General features: G+C 71.1%; 15 protein-coding genes. 5 read left to right on the plus strand and 10 right to left on the minus strand.

Annotated elements, in window-relative coordinates:
• The 9 genes from Aph01nite_RS38630 to pyrG all read right to left on the minus strand — a co-directional run.
• Positions 1-996 (minus strand): prephenate dehydrogenase (locus tag Aph01nite_RS38630; protein ID WP_204046046.1); only part of this gene is annotated, 996 nt, incomplete at its 3' end.
• 160 nt (positions 997-1,156) lie between these two features.
• On the minus strand, positions 1,157-1,516 hold the full coding sequence (aroH, locus tag Aph01nite_RS38635) for a chorismate mutase (protein ID WP_204046047.1): 360 nt from the start codon (positions 1,514-1,516) through the stop codon (positions 1,157-1,159).
• A 34-nt stretch (positions 1,517-1,550) separates the two neighbouring features.
• Positions 1,551-3,638, minus strand: a complete 2,088-nt coding sequence (locus Aph01nite_RS38640; RefSeq protein WP_204046048.1) for a pseudouridine synthase — start codon at positions 3,636-3,638, stop codon at positions 1,551-1,553.
• Complete coding sequence (scpB, locus tag Aph01nite_RS38645) at positions 3,635-4,231, minus strand: SMC-Scp complex subunit ScpB (protein WP_204046049.1); 597 nt, start codon at positions 4,229-4,231, stop codon at positions 3,635-3,637. The genes Aph01nite_RS38640 and scpB overlap by 4 nt, the downstream gene beginning before the upstream one ends.
• Positions 4,224-5,084, minus strand: a complete 861-nt coding sequence (locus tag Aph01nite_RS38650) for a segregation and condensation protein A (RefSeq protein WP_204046050.1) — start codon at positions 5,082-5,084, stop codon at positions 4,224-4,226. The genes scpB and Aph01nite_RS38650 overlap by 8 nt, the downstream gene beginning before the upstream one ends.
• A gap of 20 nt (positions 5,085-5,104) precedes the next feature.
• On the minus strand, positions 5,105-5,998 hold the full coding sequence (locus Aph01nite_RS38655; RefSeq protein ID WP_373872383.1) for a ParA family protein: 894 nt from the start codon (positions 5,996-5,998) through the stop codon (positions 5,105-5,107).
• Positions 5,999-6,107: 109 nt separating this feature from the next.
• Positions 6,108-7,022 (minus strand): site-specific tyrosine recombinase XerD, encoded by a 915-nt coding sequence (gene xerD, locus Aph01nite_RS38660; protein WP_239162305.1) that lies wholly within the window; start codon positions 7,020-7,022, stop codon positions 6,108-6,110.
• Between the two features lie 49 nt (positions 7,023-7,071).
• Positions 7,072-7,677, minus strand: coding sequence for an NUDIX domain-containing protein (locus Aph01nite_RS38665; RefSeq protein ID WP_204046060.1), 606 nt, complete (start codon positions 7,675-7,677; stop codon positions 7,072-7,074).
• The gene (gene pyrG, locus Aph01nite_RS38670) at positions 7,677-9,344 is read right to left on the minus strand and encodes a CTP synthase (protein ID WP_204046051.1); all 1,668 of its coding nucleotides are present in this window, start codon (positions 9,342-9,344) and stop codon (positions 7,677-7,679) included. Before pyrG ends, Aph01nite_RS38665 begins: the two co-directional genes overlap by 1 nt.
• Positions 9,345-9,502: 158 nt before the next feature.
• Here pyrG and Aph01nite_RS38675 point away from each other — a divergent pair, with 158 nt between their 5' ends.
• Both Aph01nite_RS38675 and Aph01nite_RS38680 read left to right on the plus strand, forming a co-directional pair.
• Positions 9,503-10,156, plus strand: coding sequence for an acyltransferase (locus Aph01nite_RS38675; RefSeq protein WP_204046052.1), 654 nt, complete (start codon positions 9,503-9,505; stop codon positions 10,154-10,156).
• A 101-nt stretch (positions 10,157-10,257) separates the two neighbouring features.
• A complete protein-coding gene (locus tag Aph01nite_RS38680) occupies positions 10,258-10,869 on the plus strand; it encodes a DUF4126 domain-containing protein (protein WP_204046053.1) in 612 nt (203 codons plus the stop codon).
• Between the two features lie 179 nt (positions 10,870-11,048).
• Here Aph01nite_RS38680 and uvrB read toward each other — a convergent pair whose 3' ends face one another.
• A complete protein-coding gene (uvrB, locus tag Aph01nite_RS38685) occupies positions 11,049-13,160 on the minus strand; it encodes an excinuclease ABC subunit UvrB (RefSeq protein ID WP_204046054.1) in 2,112 nt (703 codons plus the stop codon).
• Positions 13,161-13,284: 124 nt separating this feature from the next.
• On the opposite strand from uvrB, the gene Aph01nite_RS38690 reads away from it, so the two are divergent.
• From Aph01nite_RS38690 to Aph01nite_RS38700, 3 genes are read left to right on the plus strand one after another with little or no spacing between them, the layout of a single operon-like run.
• Entirely contained in the window at positions 13,285-14,793 is a 1,509-nt protein-coding gene (locus Aph01nite_RS38690; RefSeq protein ID WP_204046055.1) for an SPFH domain-containing protein, read from the plus strand.
• The gene (locus Aph01nite_RS38695) at positions 14,790-16,007 is read left to right on the plus strand and encodes an SPFH domain-containing protein (RefSeq protein ID WP_204046056.1); all 1,218 of its coding nucleotides are present in this window, start codon (positions 14,790-14,792) and stop codon (positions 16,005-16,007) included. Before Aph01nite_RS38690 ends, Aph01nite_RS38695 begins: the two co-directional genes overlap by 4 nt.
• 43 nt (positions 16,008-16,050) lie before the next feature.
• Positions 16,051-16,824: a sporulation protein gene (locus Aph01nite_RS38700; RefSeq protein WP_204046057.1), complete on the plus strand. Its 774-nt coding sequence runs from the start codon at positions 16,051-16,053 to the stop codon at positions 16,822-16,824.
• The last annotated feature ends 7 nt before the right edge of the window (positions 16,825-16,831 follow it).

The following is a 16,831-nucleotide window of genomic DNA, read 5'->3' on the forward strand; positions in this document are numbered from 1 at the left end:
CACGTGCTCCAGGCGCACGTCCTCGATGCTGACACCGACCTGCTCGGCCACCTGGAACAGCCGGGCCAGCTCGCCGGGACGGTCGCCGATGACCACGCCGACCACCGCGTACGTGCGGGCCGGGCCGCCGTGCTTGCCGGGGATGCGGCCGGTGCCGGCCGCCCCGCGCCGCAGCAGCTCGGTCACGCCGGAGATCTCGGTGCCCTCCGCGGCGAACTCGCGCAGCGCCCTGGCCGCGGCGGCCAGGTCGTCCGCGACCGCCTCCAGGACCGCCGCCACCGGGGCGGCGTTGCCGGACAGGATGCCCGTCCACAGTCCCGGGTCACTGGCCGCGATCCTGGTCACGTCCCGTACGCCCTGGCCGGACAGGCCGAGCGCCGTCTCGGACGCCACCGCCAGCCGCGCCGCCACCGCCGAGGCGGCCACGTGCGGCGCGTGCGAGACCACCGCCACCGCCTCGTCGTGCTCCCGCGCGTCCACCACGACCGCGTTCGCCCCGCACAGCCCGACCAGCTCCCGCATGGCCCGTACGGCCTCCGGCGCCGCCTCGGGCGTCGGGCACAGCGCCCACGGGCGCCCCAGGAACAGGTCCGCCCGCGCCGCGCCGGGACCCGACCGCTCCCGGCCGGCCAGCGGATGCCCGGCCACGTAGCTGCGCAGGTCGCAGCCGAGCCGGGCGGCCTCCGCCAGCGGCAGCGCCTTCACGCTCGCCACGTCGGTGTAGAACCGGGCCACGTCCCCCTTCTGCAGGTCGAGCAGCTGCTGCGCGACGAACTGCGGGGGCACCGCGAGGATGGCCAGGTCCGCCCGCTCGGCGCCCGGGTGCCACTCCTCCCCCGCGCCGAGCTCCCGCGCCAGCCGTACGGCGCGGGGGTCGCGGTCGGCGAGGAGGACCCGCACTCCGCGCTGGCGCAGGGCGAGGGCCGCGGAGGTGCCGATGAGGCCGGTTCCGACGATGACGGCGCTGGTGATCTCGCCGCCCGGGCTGGGGGTCATGGTGGGTGGTTCCCTTGCTTACCGTGCTCGTGCCTGCGCGGGAACGTCCAGATCGACACCCGCGCACCCACTATGCGCTGCCGCGGCACCGCTCCACGGTTATTTCGGACAGGTGGCTATTTACTGACTGTCTACTGACTCACTACTGGACGGGTAATCCTCACTGGGCGATGTCCACCCGCAGGGCCACCGCGCCGCGCAGATAGACGTGCTGGATGTCCTGGCGCGGGCGGTCCGTGGCCACGTGGGCCATCAGCCGGACCACCCGCGGCAGCGCGCCGGGCACGTCGATCTCGCTCGCGCAGAGCAGGGGCACGTCGTGGAAGCCCAGCTTGCGCGCGGCCAGGGCGGGGAACTCGGCGGTCAGGTCGGGCGTGGCCGTGAAGAACACGCTGATGACCTCGTCGGTGGTGAGCCGGTTGCGCTCCATCACCTCGGAGACCAGCTCCGTCGTGCCGGCGATGATCGCGTCACGGTCGTTGCCGTCCACCTGGATGGCCCCACGGATCGCCCGAACCATAATGTCCCCTTAAGTGAATATTCGTCGGGAAAGGCTACAGCTTGACCGCCGCGTACAGCTCTCCCACTTCCTGGAGCGACAGCGCGCGTACCGTACCCGGCTTGAGGCGGCCCAGCTTGACCGGGCCGAACTCGATCCTGGCCAGGTCGATCACCCGGTGGCCGGACTCCTCCAGCAGGCGGCGCACGATGTGCTTGCGGCCCTCGTGCAGGACGACCTCCACCAGCGCCTGCTGGCCGTGCTCCTGGACGATGTGGAACTCGTCCACCTTGGCCAGGCCGTCCTCCAGCTCGATGCCCTTGCGCAGCACCCGGTGCAGGTCGCGGGAGACCGGTCCCGGCACCTTGGCCCAGTACTTCTTCTGCACGCCGAAGCTCGGGTGGGTGAGGCGGTGGGCCAGCTCGCCGTCGTTGGTGAGCAGCAGCAGGCCCTCGGTCTCGGTGTCCAGGCGGCCCACGTGGAACAGGCGGGGGGCCAGCTCCTGGACGTAGTCCCGCAGGCACGGGCGGCCCTCCGGGTCCTCCATCGTGCTGACCACGCCGATCGGCTTGTTCAGCGCGTAGTAGACCAGGTCGGGCGCGGTCGGGATGCGCTTGCCGTCGACGTGGATGATCTGCTTGGCGGGGTCCACCCGGGCGCCGAAGCGGCGCACGACCTGGCCGTCCACGGTGACCCGGCCCTCGCCGATCAGCTCCTCGCAGGCGCGGCGGCTGGCCACGCCCGCCTGGGCGAGCACCTTCTGCAGCCGCTCGCCGCCCGGCACCTCGGTGGTGTCGCGCTCGTCGACGTAGTCGCGGTCGTAGAAGTCGGGGTCCCGCAGGGGCTGCCTGGCCGACTTGAACGGGTTCTCGGGTGTGGCCTGCTTGCGGGGGGCCTGGTCGCGGGCGCCGCGCGCGCCGGCGCGGAAGGCGCTGCGGGAGCTGTCGCGGCCGAAGCGGCCGCGGCCGCCGCCGAGGGTCTGCACGTCGTCACGGCGCGAACCACCGCGATCGCCGCGATCGCCGCGATCGCCGCGGAAACCGCCCCGGTCACCCCGGTCACCATGGTCGCCGCGCGGAGCGGAGCCGCGGGAGTCGCGGTCGAAACCTCGGGAGCCGTCACGCTCCGGGCGCCGCTCGAAACCACGGGAATCGTCGCGTGCGGGCCGCCGTTCGGAACCGGTCGAGCCGTCGCGGCCGTAGCCGGACCCGCCGTCACGGGAGTAGCCCGACGCGCGGTCGCGGCCGGAGCCGGAGCCGCCGTCGCGGCCATAGCTGGACCCACCGTCGCGGCCGGGCGAACGGACGCCGTCACGGCCTTCGGAGCGGGCTGCGGAGCGCCCCTCGGAGCGGTCGTAGCCGTCGCGGCCGGGGCGGGAGTCACTTCGCGGTGCGTAGCCGCGCGAACCCCGGTCGCCTTCCGGGCGGCCGTAGCGGGCGCGGGTGCCGCCGGCCGGGCGGGACGAGCCGCGATCGTCGGAGCGTCCGAAGGAGCCCCGGGAGTCGCCGCGATCCTCGCGGGAGGAGCCGTAAGCCCGGTCGTCGCGGGAGTAGCCGGTGCCGCGGTCGTCGCGGAGGGAGCCACGGTCGTCGCGGCTGTACCCGCCGCGGTCGTCGCGGGCGTATCCGCCGCGGTCGTCGCCGGAGCGCGGGTACGGCCGGTCGCGGCTCTCAGGGCGGCCGTAGCCGTCCCTGTCGCGCCTGGGGAAGCCGCCGCCCTGGGACCGGCCGTCGCGGGAGTCGGGGCGGCCGTAGCGGTCGCCGGAGGGACGGGACCCGCCGTCACGGGAGTCCCGGAAGTCGCGGGAACCGCCCTCGCGGAACGGGCGGGAGCCACCCTCACGGAAGTCGCGGGAGCCGCTGGAACCGCCCTCGCGGAAGGGGCGGGAGCCACCGTCACGGGAGCCGCTGGAGCCGCCGTCGCGGAAGGGGCGGGAGCCGGTGGAACCGGTGGAGCCGCCGTCGCGGCCCCGGAATGCGCCGGGGCGGCCGTAGCCGCGGGAGTCCTGCTTGCCGTACCCGCCGCGGGAGCCGTCCCGGTCGGCGCGGAAGGATGAGCGGTCGGGGCGTCCGCCGCCGCCTCGGGGGTTGCCGTCCCGGCTTCGACCGCGTCCATCACCGGACGGGGTGCTGCGCTTGTTCACTTCGGTTGCTCCTCTAGGTTTTCCACGTCATCGGGGAGGAACGGGGCGAGCGCGGGAAGCTCGTCGAGGTCCCGCAGGCCCAGTCGCTCCAGGAAGTAGCTTGTCGTCCGGTAGAGCACGGCCTGGCTCTCCGGATCCGTGCCGGCCTCTTCGACGAGGCCGCGCGCGGCGAGCGTGCGCATCACGCCGTCGCTGTTGACGCCGCGGATGGCCGCCACCTTGGCCCGGCTGACCGGCTGCCGGTAGGCCACCACCGACAGGGTCTCCAGCGCCGCCTGGGTGAGCCGCGCCTGCTGCCCGTCGCGGACGAACCGCTCGACCAGCGCCGCGCACTCGGCCCGGGTGTAGAGCCGCCAGCCGCCGGCCACCTCTCTCAGGTCAAACCCGCGCCCGGCGGCGGTGTATTCCCCCGACAGCTCACGCAGCGTGCTCGCGATCTCGCTCGTCGGCCGTTCCAGCACCTGCGCGAGCGTGATCTCGGCCGCCGGCTCGTCCACGACGAGCAGGATGGCCTCCAGGGCGGCCCGCAGGCCGGGCTCCCCGTTCTCGGGCGCGGACGGCTCGTCGAGGCTCGTCCCGTCCAGTTCAGCCATCGGCCGTTTCCCCATCCACCGCGGCCTCGGGCTGCTTCTTCCGCTCGGCCGTCTCGTCGTAGTCGTCGCCCACGGACACGTCGCCGTCCGTGCTGCCGGTCCAGGTCACGTACAGATCCCCGAGCGGTTCGAGCTGCTCGAAGGAGACCGCGGCCTCCCGGAACAGCTCCAGGACGGCCAGGAATCGCGCCACCACCTCGAAGGTGCCCGCGCAGTCGGCGGTCAGCGACCGGAAAGTGGCCCGTCCGGACCGCCGCAGCCGCTCCACCAGGATAGCCGCCTGCTCCCGCACGCTGGCGAGCGGTTGGTACATGTGCGTGACCGAAACCGACGGCGGCGCCTTCGGTGTGAACACCTTCATGGCGATCCGCGCCAGCTGCTCGGGCCCGATGCCCAGGATCAGCTCGGGCAGCAGGTTGGCGAACGCGGGCTCCATCGGCACCAGCCGCGGGTAGCGCAGGGCCTCCTCCGCCATGCGCCCCGAGAAGATCTTCGCCACCTCCTTGTACGCCCGGTACTGCAGCAGCCGGGCGAACAGCAGGTCCCGCGCCTCCAGCAGCGCCAGGTCCTCCTCGTCCTCGACCTCGCCGGTCGGCAGCAGCCGGGCCGCCTTGAGGTCCAGCAGGGTGGCGGCGACGAGCAGGAAGTGGCTGGTCTGGTCGAGGTCCCATTCCGGCCCCCGGGACCGGATGTAGGCGATGAACTCGTCGGTGACCTTGTGCAGCGAGACCTCGGTGATGTCCAGCTTGTGCTTGGAGATCAGCCCGAGCAGCAGGTCGAACGGCCCCTGGAAGACCTCCAGGTGCACGTGGAAGCCCTCTTGGCTAGGGGCGGAGGTCTCCTGCTCGCTCACTCACCTATTGTGGCCCACCCCTAGATTCGCGCGGGCCAGCGGGCGAGAAGCTCCCTGGCCAGTTCGCGGTACGCGGTGGCGCCCATGGAGCTCGGGTCGAACTGGGTGATGGGCTCGCCGGCGAGGGTCGCGTCGGGGAAACGCACGGTGCGGTTGATGACCGTGTGGAAGACCTTGTCGCCGAAGCCCTGCATGATCGTCTGCAGCACCTCGCGGGCGTGCAGGGTACGGGGGTCGTACATGGTGGCCAGCAGGCCGTCGATCTCGAGGTTCTTGTTGAGGCGCTCCTGGACCTTGCCGATGGACTCCATCAGCAGGGCGACGCCGCGTAACGCGAAGAACTCGCACTCCAGCGGGATCATGACGCTGTGCGCGCAGGTCAGCGCGTTGACGGTGAGCAGGCCCAGGGACGGCTGGCAGTCGATGAGGCAGATGTCGTAGTCGGGCAGCAGCGGTTCGAGGGAGCGCTGCAGCGCGTACTCCCTGGCCACCTCGTTGACCAGCCGGATCTCCGCGCCGGACAGGAAGATGTTGCTGGGCAGCAGGTCCATGCCCTCGACGCTGGTGCCGAGCAGCACGTCCTCGGGGCCGACGTCGGGCTCCTCCATGAGGAGGTCGTAGACCGTGGCCTCCAGCGGGCGGGGGTCGATGCCCAGGCCGACGGAGAGCGCGCCCTGCGGGTCGAAGTCGACCAGCAGCACCCGCTGGCCGCACTCGGCGAGCGCGGCGCCCAGGTTGATGGTGGTCGTCGTCTTGCCGACGCCGCCCTTCTGGTTGACCATCGCGACGATCCGGGCCGGGCCGTGGCTCTCGGGGACGACGGGCTCGGGAAAGACGGGTCGCGGGCGGCCGGTCGGCCCCAACGAGACGCCGGGGGTCCCCGCGGTCCACGTCGCATCAGTGGTCGCAGTCAATTGATGAACCTCCCTGACGGTCCCGAACCGGACTGAATCTAGAGGGTAGGCACGTATGCGGCAAGGCGACGCGCCACAGAGACGGAGATTACGGACAAGCAGTTCGATCTCACCGCTGGGCTCGGGGATGGGCCGCGGCGTAAACCTCGCGAAGCCTATCGACCGTGACCAAGGTGTACACCTGGGTGGTGGTCACCGAGGCATGGCCGAGCAGCTCCTGCACAACCCTAACGTCAGCGCCGCCGTCCAGGAGATGGGTTGCGAACGAATGGCGCAACATGTGCGGGGACACGCCGGAGAGCCCGGCCCGTTCCGCGGCGGACTGGAGCACCTCCCAGGCGCCCTGGCGGGTCAGCCGGCCGCCGCGGGCGTTCAGGAAGAGGGCGTGCGTGCCGCGGCCGTGGGCGGCGATGAGGGGCCGGGCGCGGACCAGATAGGCGTCCAGGGCGGCGCGCGCGTACCGGCCGAGGGGCACGATCCTGGCCCGGCCGCCCTTGCCGCGCAGGCGCGCCTCCCCGCCGTCGGTGGTCTCGTAGCGGGTGACGTCGTCCACGGAGAGGCCGACGGCTTCGGAGATGCGGGCGCCGGTGCCGTACAGGACCTCGAGGAGGGCGCGGTTGCGCAGGGTGAGAGGGCTGTCGCCGGGGCCGGAGGCGGCGATGAGGCGTTCCACCTCCTCGACGGTGATCGCCTTGGGGAGGCGGCGGAGCTGGCGCGGCGGCCGCACCTCGTGGGCGGGGTCGTGGCCGGACACGCCCTCCCGCAGGGCGAACCGGTGCAGGCCGCGTACGGCCGAGACCGCCCGCGCGGCCGAGCTGGCCACCAGGGCGGGGTGCTCCTCGTCGCCCTCCCGCAGCGAGGCCAGGAAGGCGACCACGTCGGACTCGGCCACCTGGGCCATCGAGGCCAGCCCGCGCGCGCTCAGATGGTCCACATAGCGGCGCAGGTCGCGCCGGTAGGAGGCGAGGGTGTTGGCGGCCAGGCCGCGCTCCACGGTGAGGTGGGCGAGGTAGCTGGACAGCACGGCTTCCGGCTCGTTCAGCGTCCCTCCCCACGTCAGGCCCCGGTCGTCGTCACGCCTCCGGGGCGTCGGCGGCCCGCAGGCCGCGGTAGCCGTCGCCGGATGCGGCGTACGCGGCGAGAATACCGGCGATGGCCGGGGAATTGTGGATCATTCCACCCAGCGCCTTCTCGACCGCTTCGTCCAGACGTACCCACTCCACGAGCATGTCGATCTCCTCGTGGCGATGCACGAAGGAGTTCTCTGAGGCGGGGATGGGCGTGAGGCCCCTGGCCAGGAAGATCCGGATGCGCTCGTCGCTCATGCCCGGCGAGGTGAACATGTCGATCAGGGTGTGCCAGGTCGCGGCGCGGTAGCCGGCCTCCTCGGCCAGCTCCCTGGCGGCGCACTCGGCCAGCGGCTCGTCCGGCTTGTCCCGCAGCCCCGCGGGCAGCTCCCAGAGCAGCCGGCGCACCGGGTGCCGGTACTGCCGCAGCAGCAGCACCCGCCCGTCCCGGATCGCCACCACGGCCACCGAGCCGGGGTGCGCGACGTAGTCGCGGTCGGCCCTGTCGTCGTCCGGCATCCGGACGGTGTCGGTCACGACGGAGACCACCCGGCCCTCGAAGCGCACCTCGGAGGCGACGACGGGCCATTCCTCGTGCCGGTCTTCAATGATCACTTAGTCTTCGCAATCTTGGCGGTCGTACGGCTCTCCGCGAAGCCGAGGGCCGCGCCGACGAGGCCCTTGAACAGCGGATGGGCCCGGGTGGGGCGGGAACGGAACTCGGGGTGGGCCTGGGTGCCGATGAAGAACGGGTGGGTCTCCACGGCCAGCTCGGTGTACTCCACCAGGCGGCCGTCGGGCGACAGGCCGGAGAAGACGACGCCGACGCGCTCCAGCTGCTCGCGGTAGGAGTTGTTCACCTCGTACCGGTGGCGGTGGCGTTCGTCGGCCTTGGCCTTGCCGTACAGCTGGCGGGCGAGGGTGCCCTCGCCGAGCTTGGCGGTGTAGAGGCCGAGGCGCATGGTGCCGCCCATGTCGCGGTCGCCGGCCACCACGTCCTCCTGGTCGGCCATGGTGGAGATGACGGGGTGCTTGGCGTCGGCGTCGAACTCGGCGCTGTTGGCGCCGTCCAGGCCGGCCAGGTTGCGGGCGGCCTCGATGACCATGCCCTGCATGCCCAAGCAGATGCCGAGCAGCGGGATCTTGCCCTCGCGGGCGTGGCGGATCGCGCCGATCTTGCCCTCGATGCCGCGCACGCCGAAGCCGCCGGGGATGAGCACGCCGTCCACGCCGTCCAGCTCGCGGGCCGCGGCCTCGGGGGTGGCGCAGTCGTCGCTGGTCACCCAGCGGATGTTGACGCGGGCGTCGTTGGCGAAGCCGCCGGCGCGCAGCGCCTCGGTGACCGACAGGTACGCGTCAGGGAGGTCGATGTACTTCCCCACGAGGGCGATGGTGACCTCTTTGGCGGGCTTGTGCACGCGGCGCAGGAGCTGGTCCCACTCCTTCCAGTCCACGTCGCGGAAGGGCAGGCCCAGCCGCCGTACGACATAGGCGTCCAGGCCCTCGGTGTGCAGGACCTTGGGGATGTCGTAGATGGAGGGGGCGTCGATGGCGGAGACCACCGCGTCCTCGTCCACGTCGCACATCAGGCTGATCTTACGCTTGAGGGAGCTGGTGATCGGCCGGTCGGAGCGGCAGACGATCGCGTCGGGCTGGATGCCGATGCTGCGCAGCGCGGCCACCGAGTGCTGGGTCGGCTTGGTCTTCAGCTCCCCGCTCGGCCCGATGTACGGCAGCAGCGACACGTGCAGGAAGAACACGTTGTCGCGGCCCACCTCGTGCCGGACCTGCCGGACGGCCTCCAGGAACGGCAGCGACTCGATGTCGCCCACGGTGCCGCCCACCTCGGTGATCACCACGTCCACGCCGGGCCCGGCCATGCTCCGGATCCGGTCCTTGATCTCGTTGGTGATGTGCGGGATGACCTGGACGGTGTCCCCCAGGTACTCCCCCCGGCGCTCCTTGGCGATCACGTTGGAGTACACCTGGCCGGTGGTGACGTTGGCCGAGCCGTGCAGCTCGGTGTCGAGGAAGCGCTCGTAGTGGCCGACGTCCAGGTCGGTCTCCGCGCCGTCGTCTGTGACGAAGACCTCACCGTGCTGGAACGGGTTCATCGTCCCGGGGTCGACATTGAGGTACGGATCGAGCTTCTGCATCGTGACCCGCAGGCCGCGAAGCTTGAGCAGCCGCCCCAGGCTGGAGGCTGTGAGCCCCTTGCCGAGACTTGAGGCGACGCCGCCGGTGACGAACAGATGCTTGGTGTGTACGGCGTTGCGCAAGGGGTCTCCCGTGGTCTGAAGTAGTGGCGACGCGACTGGATCCAGACGGCAGCCATGCCCACGGGCTCTCAGAATATCAAATCCTTGCCCCGAACGTGCCGCTACGTGCGCGAACCCGCTGTGGCCATGGTTCGTACGTGAGAGTAACTTGGGCGGTTATGTCGATCCTGAGACGGGCCGCCGGGCGTCTGGTGCACCGGGGCTGGGGCATGGTCAAAACGCTGGGGGCGGTGAGCCCGCGCAATCCGGCGGGATACCGGTTCCGGCGCCTGGGCGAGGGCGCCTGCCTGTCGTTCCCGGTCGGCGCGATCTTCGGGGAGCAGTGGATCGAGATCGGCGCGCACACCCTGGTGGGCGAGCGGGTCTCCATCTCGGCCGGCATGGGGCCTGGCGTGGACCTCGGCCCCGACGCGATCGTGCGCATCGGGGGCGGGTGCTCGATCGGGCGCGGGTCGCACATCGTCGGCCACCAGTCCATCGTGATCGGCTCCGACGTGTTCACCGGCCCGTACGTGTACATCACCGACCAGAACCACGTGTACGACGATCCCGAGGTGCCGATCGGCCGGCAGTGGCCGCGGAACAACCCGGTGGAGATCGGCGACGGATGCTGGCTCGGGACCGGGGCGATCATCCTGCCGGGGACCCGGATCGGGCGTCAGTCCGTGGTGGCCGGGGGCGCGGTCGTGCGGGGCGAGTTCCCCGACCACTGCGTGATCGCCGGCGTGCCCGCGAAGATCGTGCGCACGTTCACGCCGGAGGAGGGCTGGCGGGCCCCCGACGTGCTCCGCATCTCGAAGACGGCGTCCTGACAACCCTGGCCGACGCTCGCAGTCATGCCTTCGCCCGATAAATCTGGGTATTCCGCAACTTTGGGTGCGGGGTCGGCCGTTGAGCCGGGCAGGAGGTGTGGATGTTCGCGACGCTGACAGGGTTGGGGCTTTCGACGGCGGCCGGGCTCAACGCGTATATCCCGCTGATGGTGGTCGGTCTCGCGGCCAACGTCACGGACGCGGTACGGCTGCCGCCGGAGTACGCGTGGCTGTCCAACGGCTGGGTCCTGACGATCATCGGGGTGCTGCTGGCCGCCGAGTTCGTCCTGGACAAGGTGCCGGTGGTCGACCACGTCAACGACATCATCCAGACCGCGGTGCGCCCCGCGGCCGGCGGCGTGGTGTTCAGCGCGACCACGGCCGCCGCGGAGCTGGACAACTCCGCGTGGATGGCCGAGCACCCGGCGGTGGGCTGGGCGCTCGGCATCGTGACCGCGCTGATCGTGCACGTCGTCAAGTCCGGCGTCCGGCCGGTGGTCAACGCGAGCACGGCCGGCGTCGGCGCGCCGGTGGTCAGCACCGTGGAGGACGCGGGCTCGCTCGGCATGAGCCTGATCGCGATCTTCCTGCCGGTGCTCGTGATAGTCGCCCTGGCCGCGCTCGGAGCGCTCGGCTGGCTGGCCGTCCGCCGCATCCGCCGCCACAGAGCGGCCCGCCACGCACGCCGGGCCAGGCGCGCGTCACCCGTGTGACGGCCACCGGGAATCGACCGCACCGCCACACGGGCCAAGCCCAGCGGAGACCGGCCGCCACGCGCCAAGCCCGGCGGGGCCGGCCGCGACGACCACGCGTGCCAGGCCAACGAGGATCACCCGTGTGACGACCGCGCGGAACCGGCCGCGACGCGACGTCTCGGCCGGATGGAGCTCCGTCAGCTGACGCCCGCCGTGCGCATGTCGCGGACCTCCCGCTTGAGCTCCTTGATCTCGTCGCGGAGGCGGGCGGCGACCTCGAACTGCAGGTCGGCGGCGGCGGCGTGCATCTGCTCGGTCAGCGACTCGACCAGGGACTCCAGCTGGGCCCTGGGCATCTCGCCGACGATGGCCTTGGCGTGCTGGCCGGTCTGGCGGGAGGACAGGCCGGGCACCGGGGCCTTGCCGCGGGACTGCTGCCGCCCGCCGCCGCCCAGCAGCTCGGCGGTGTCGGCGTCCTCGCGGTTGAGCGAGTCCAGGATGTCGGCGATCTTCTTGCGGAGCGGGGTCGGGTCGATGCCGTTGGCCTCGTTGTAGGCGACCTGCTTGGCCCGGCGGCGGTTGGTCTCGTCGATGGCCGATTCCATGCTGGGGGTGACGCGGTCCGCGTACATGTGGACCTGGCCGGAGACGTTACGGGCGGCGCGGCCGATGGTCTGGATGAGCGAGGTGCCGGAGCGCAGGAAGCCCTCCTTGTCGGCGTCCAGGATCGCCACCAGGGAGACCTCGGGCAGGTCGAGGCCCTCGCGGAGCAGGTTGATGCCCACGAGCACGTCGAACTCGCCGGAGCGCAGCTCGCGCAGGAGCTCGATCCGGCGCAGCGTGTCGACCTCGCTGTGCAGGTAGCGCACCCGGATGCCGTTCTCCAGCAGGTAGTCGGTGAGGTCCTCGGCCATCTTCTTGGTGAGGGTGGTGACCAGGACGCGTTCGTCCCGCTCCGCCCTGGCCCTGATCTCCTCCATCAGGTCGTCGATCTGGCCCTTGGTGGGCTTGACGACGATCTCCGGGTCCACCAGGCCGGTGGGGCGGATGACCTGCTCGACCACGTCGCCGCCGGACCGGCCCAGCTCGAAGGGGCCCGGGGTGGCCGACAGGTAGACGGTCTGGCCGATCCGCTCCAGGAACTCCTCCCACTTGAGCGGCCGGTTGTCCAGCGCCGACGGCAGCCGGAAGCCGTGCTCCACCAGGGTGCGCTTGCGGGACGCGTCCCCCTCGTACATGGCGCCGATCTGCGGCACGGTCTGGTGGGACTCGTCCAGCACGAGCAGGAAGTCCTCGGGGAAGTAGTCCAGCAGCGTGTTCGGCGCGGACCCGCGCTCCCGCCCGTCGATGTGCAGCGAGTAGTTCTCGATCCCGGCGCAGGTGCCGACCTGGCGCATCATCTCGATGTCGTAGGTGGTGCGCATGCGCAGCCGCTGCGCCTCCAGCAGCTTGCCCTGCTGCTCCAGCGTGGCCAGGCGCCCGGCCAGCTCCGCCTCGATGCCGTTGATGGCCCGCTCCATGCGCTCCGGGCCCGCCACGTAGTGGGAGGCCGGGAAGATGTAGAGCTCCTGGTCCTCGGTCACCACCTCGCCGGTCAGCGGATGCAGGGTGGCCAGCTTCTCGATCTCGTCGCCGAACATCTCGATCCGGACGGCGAGCTCCTCGTACATCGGGATGATCTCGATGGTGTCGCCGCGGACCCGGAAGGTGCCCCGGGTGAAGGCCAGGTCGTTGCGCGCGTACTGCATGTCGACCAGGCGGCGGAGCAGGCGGTCGCGCTCGATCTCCTGGCCCACCTTCAGGCGGAGCATGCGGTCCACATACTCCTGCGGAGTGCCGAGACCGTAGATGCAGGACACCGAGGCCACCACGACGGTGTCGCGGCGGGTCAGCAGCGAGTTGGTGGCCGAGTGGCGGAGCCGCTCGACCTCCTCGTTGATCGAGGAGTCCTTCTCGATGTAGGTGTCGCTCTGCGGGACGTAGGCCTCGGGCTGGTAGTAGTCGTAGTACGAGACGAAGTACTCGACCGCGTTGTTGGGCAGCATCTCGCGCAGCTCGTTGGCGAACTGGGCGGCCAGCGTCTTGTTGGGCTGCATGACCAGGGCGGGGCGCTGCAGCCGCTCGATCAGCCAGGCCACCGTCGCCGTCTTGCCCGTGCCCGTGGCGCCCAGCAGGACGTTGTCCTTGCTCTCGGCCCTGACCCGCCGTTCCAGCTCCGCGATCGCGGCGGGCTGGTCCCCGGACGGCGTCATCTCCGTGATCACCTCGAAAGGCGCCACCTTGCGCTGCAAATCTGTAACCGGCCTCACGATTGCATAACCTACGCGGCCCCACCGACATTTCCGCGGCCCATTGCAAGCGATCATCAAGTCTGCCCGGATAGCGTCCGGTCCCAGACTGATTTCAAAGCTTGGGTAAAAATCGAGGAGCGTGATGTCGAGTCCCTATCAGGGTGCCGCCCAGAAGGTCCTGACGGTGGCGCAGACGGTGGTGGCGGGCGGCGACCCGCGCCAGACCGTGCTGAACGCGGCCGGTGAGTACGCCGAATCGTCCGCGTTCCGTCTGGATCCGCGTGACTTCCTCGACGCCCGGCTGGAGAACGTCGCCGCCGGCACCTCGCTCGAGGCCCGCAGCGCCCAGCTGAGCGAGGCCGGCGAGATCGTCAACCGCAGCTTCCAGGGCCAGGCCCCCGGCGGCGGCGCGACGCACGTGATCTCCCCCGTGGTCATCCCGAAGACCGGCACCGGCTGGCTGGTGTTCCAGCTCCTGGGTCTGGCCGGGCTGGCCGCCCTCGGCCTGGGCGGAGTCGGGCTGGGCGAGCTCGGCCTCGACCTGGACGGCGTGTTCGGGCCGCACTACTGGGCGGTCCTGCTGCTGGCGCTGCTGTTCCTGTGGTGGCGGCGGAGCGTGGTCATGGTCCCCGAGGGCTGCCGGGCGCTCATCACCAAGTTCGGCAAGCTCGTGCAGATCGCCGAACCCGGCCGGGTGACCCTGTTCAGCCCGTGGAAGCGGGTCAGCTACATCGTCAACACCACCAGGGAATACCCGTTCAACGCGCCCATCAGGGAGGCGCCCACCCAGCAGGGCGTCAAAGCCTCGGTAGATCTCTTCCTGCAGTTCCGGATCGAGGACCCGGCCGAGTTCATCTTCGTGCTCGGCTCGGTCGGCGGCTTCCAGTCCAAACTCCAGAACGCGATCAGCGAGGTCACCCGCAGCCTCATCTACTCCCAGCGGGCCGAGGACATCTACGACCTGGTCGGCGAGAGCACCCAGGGCATGCTGGACAGCCTCAACCAGCAGTTCCTGCCCGCCGTACGGATGACCGACGTCAACATCACGCACGCCGAGCCGTCCAGCCAGGAGTACCGGATGGACCTGGCCGCCCCCGAGATGGTCCGGGTGGCCAAGGAGGCCTACACCTACGAGTACGAGCTCCAGCTGCGCAAGGAGCAGAACGAGGGCGATCTGACCAGGGAGCTGGCCGGGCTCCAGGAGACGCTGTCCGCCATCCACGCCGAGATCGCCACGTACCAGGCCCAGATGGACACCGCGCTGGAACGCGAGTCGCACCGCGCGACCGCGCAGGCGCGGCAACGGCTGATCGAGGCGGAGAGCACCGCCAAGGCCACCGCGGCCCTGCTGGAGGCCCAGGCTCTCGACATCAGGGCGCTGAGCAGCGCCGAGGCGCCGGAGATCCTCGACTACCGCTATCAGCAGGACGTGCTGGACAAGCTGGAGTCGGTGGCCGAGCGGCTGCCGCAGGTCGTGCAGATCGGCGACGCGCAGGCGATCAACTTCCTGGCGCTCGCCGCCGACCTGGTCGGCACCGGCGAGGCCACCCTGTTCACCGAGTCCGACATGGCCGACATCCAGGCCAGGCTCGCCGCCATCCAGGCGCGCGTGGACGGCCGCCAGGCCGAGATCGAAGGGCTGAAGCGATGAGCCGCGAAACCTCCAAGATCAAGGAGTCGCTGGCGTCCTGGTCGGAGATCCGGCAGCTGCTGCGCGGCGGCGAGCGCGGCCAGCTGGTCCCCGTGGTCATCCCCAAGGACCGCCGCGGCTACGGCTGGGCGGGCCTGCTCCTGCTCGCCCTCTATTTGGCCGGTACGGCCGTGCTGGGCGGCGACACCCTGCGCCCGCCGGCCGGGGGCGCCGCCCTCGTGGTCCTGGTCGTCGCCCTGGTGTGGCTGTGGCGGCGGGCCATCATCGAGATCGAGGAGGGCACCACCGGGGTGCGCAGCCGGTGGGGCGCCGTCTCCGGCAACCTCCCGCCGGGGCGGCACTACCTGTGGCTGCCGTGGGACCGGGTGGACGCGGTGGTGGACACCTCCACCGAGATCCCGTACTCGGCGCCGATCATCGCCTGCCCGACGGCCGAGAACGTGCCGCTGAAGTCGATCGAGTTCTTCCTGAAGTTCCGGATCGTGGACCCGGTCGCGTTCGTCCGTACGATCGGGGCGGGGAACTTCGACCTGGTGCTCAGCAGTGCCGTACAGGACGCGATCCGGCAGCGGTCGCGGCGGGTCACCACCGAGCGGGCCTACGACCTGCGCGGCTCCGACGTCGGCGACATGCAGGAGGCCCTCAACCGCCAGCTCGGCCGGTACGGCGTGCGCGTCACCGGCGCCAACATCCCCGACGTGCAACTCCCCGACACCTACCAGCAGCACCTGGCGACCCGGGAGAAGGTGGCCAAGGAACTCTCCGCGTACGAGCGGGAGTGGGAGCTCACCAGGAAGCGCCGCATCGACACGCTGCTGATGGAGATCGAGCGGGCCAAGAAGACCCGCGACGCCCGGCTGGTCGAGGTCAAAGCCGCCCAGAACACCGCGCGCAAGGACGTCGCCCGCATGCTCGAAGAGCAGGAGACCGAGGCCCAGCGGGTGCGCTGGGAGATCGAGGCGCGCGGGCGGGCCGAACTGACCGCCGCCGAGAACGAGGCCACGGCGCTGCGGCGGCTGGCCGAGTCCTACCGCGACAACCGGGCCGTGCTCCGCTACGAACTCGCCCGGCGGCGGCTCGACGTCGGTGCCAAACTGGCGGAGAACGCCCCGACGCCGCTCGTCATCCGCACCTCGGAGGGCGGCGACCCGGCGTCCGCGCTCCTGCTCGCCCAGTTGCTTCCCCGGCTCGGACTGGGGAACCCCCCGGCCTGACCAGCCGTTTACCAACCGACGTCCCCCTTCAAGGAGCCTCAGAATGGTCTTCCGCAAGCTCATGGCCGCGTTCGGCGCCGGTGTCGAAGTCGACACCGTCCTGCACTCCTCCACCGTCCGGCCTGGTGAGACCCTCACCGGCACCGTCAACTTCAAGGGCGGCGCCAGCGACTACAAGGTCGAAGGCATCTTCATCGACTTCACCGCCGTCGTCGAGGTCGAGAGCGGCGACAGCGAATACCGGCAGACCCACAGCTTCCTCCGCCAGCAGGTGGCCGGCCCGTTCCACCTCCAGCCGAACGCCGCCCACGCCCAGCCCTTCCAGATCCCGGTGCCGTGGGAGACACCCATCAGCGCCATCGGCGGCCACCCGCTGCGCGGCATGACGCTCGGCGTCGCCACCGAACTGTCCCTGGCCGGCGCCCTCGACAAGGGCGACCTCGACCCCCTCTTCGTCAACCCGCTCCCCATCCAGGAGCACCTCATCACCGCCCTCGACCGGATGGGCTTCCGCTTCAGCAAGGCCGACCTCGAGCGGGGCACCCTGCAGGGCTCGCGCATGCCCTTCTACCAGGAGATCGAGTACTACGCGGGCCCCCAGTGGAGCCGCCACTTCCAGGCCCTCGAACTCACCTTCATCACCGGCCCCCACTCCATGGACGTCATCCTCGAAGCCGACAAGCGCGGCGGCTTCCTCTCCTCCGGCCACGACGTCTACAACCGCTTCACCGTCCCCCTCAACGGCAACCCCGCCGCCGCCGAACAGGCCCTCGCCGCCGGCCTCCAGTCCATGGCCCAACGCCGCGGCTGGTTCTAGTTCCGTC

It is taken from the genome of Acrocarpospora phusangensis (assembly GCF_016862995.1).
Lineage (GTDB): Bacteria > Actinomycetota > Actinomycetes > Streptosporangiales > Streptosporangiaceae > Acrocarpospora > Acrocarpospora phusangensis.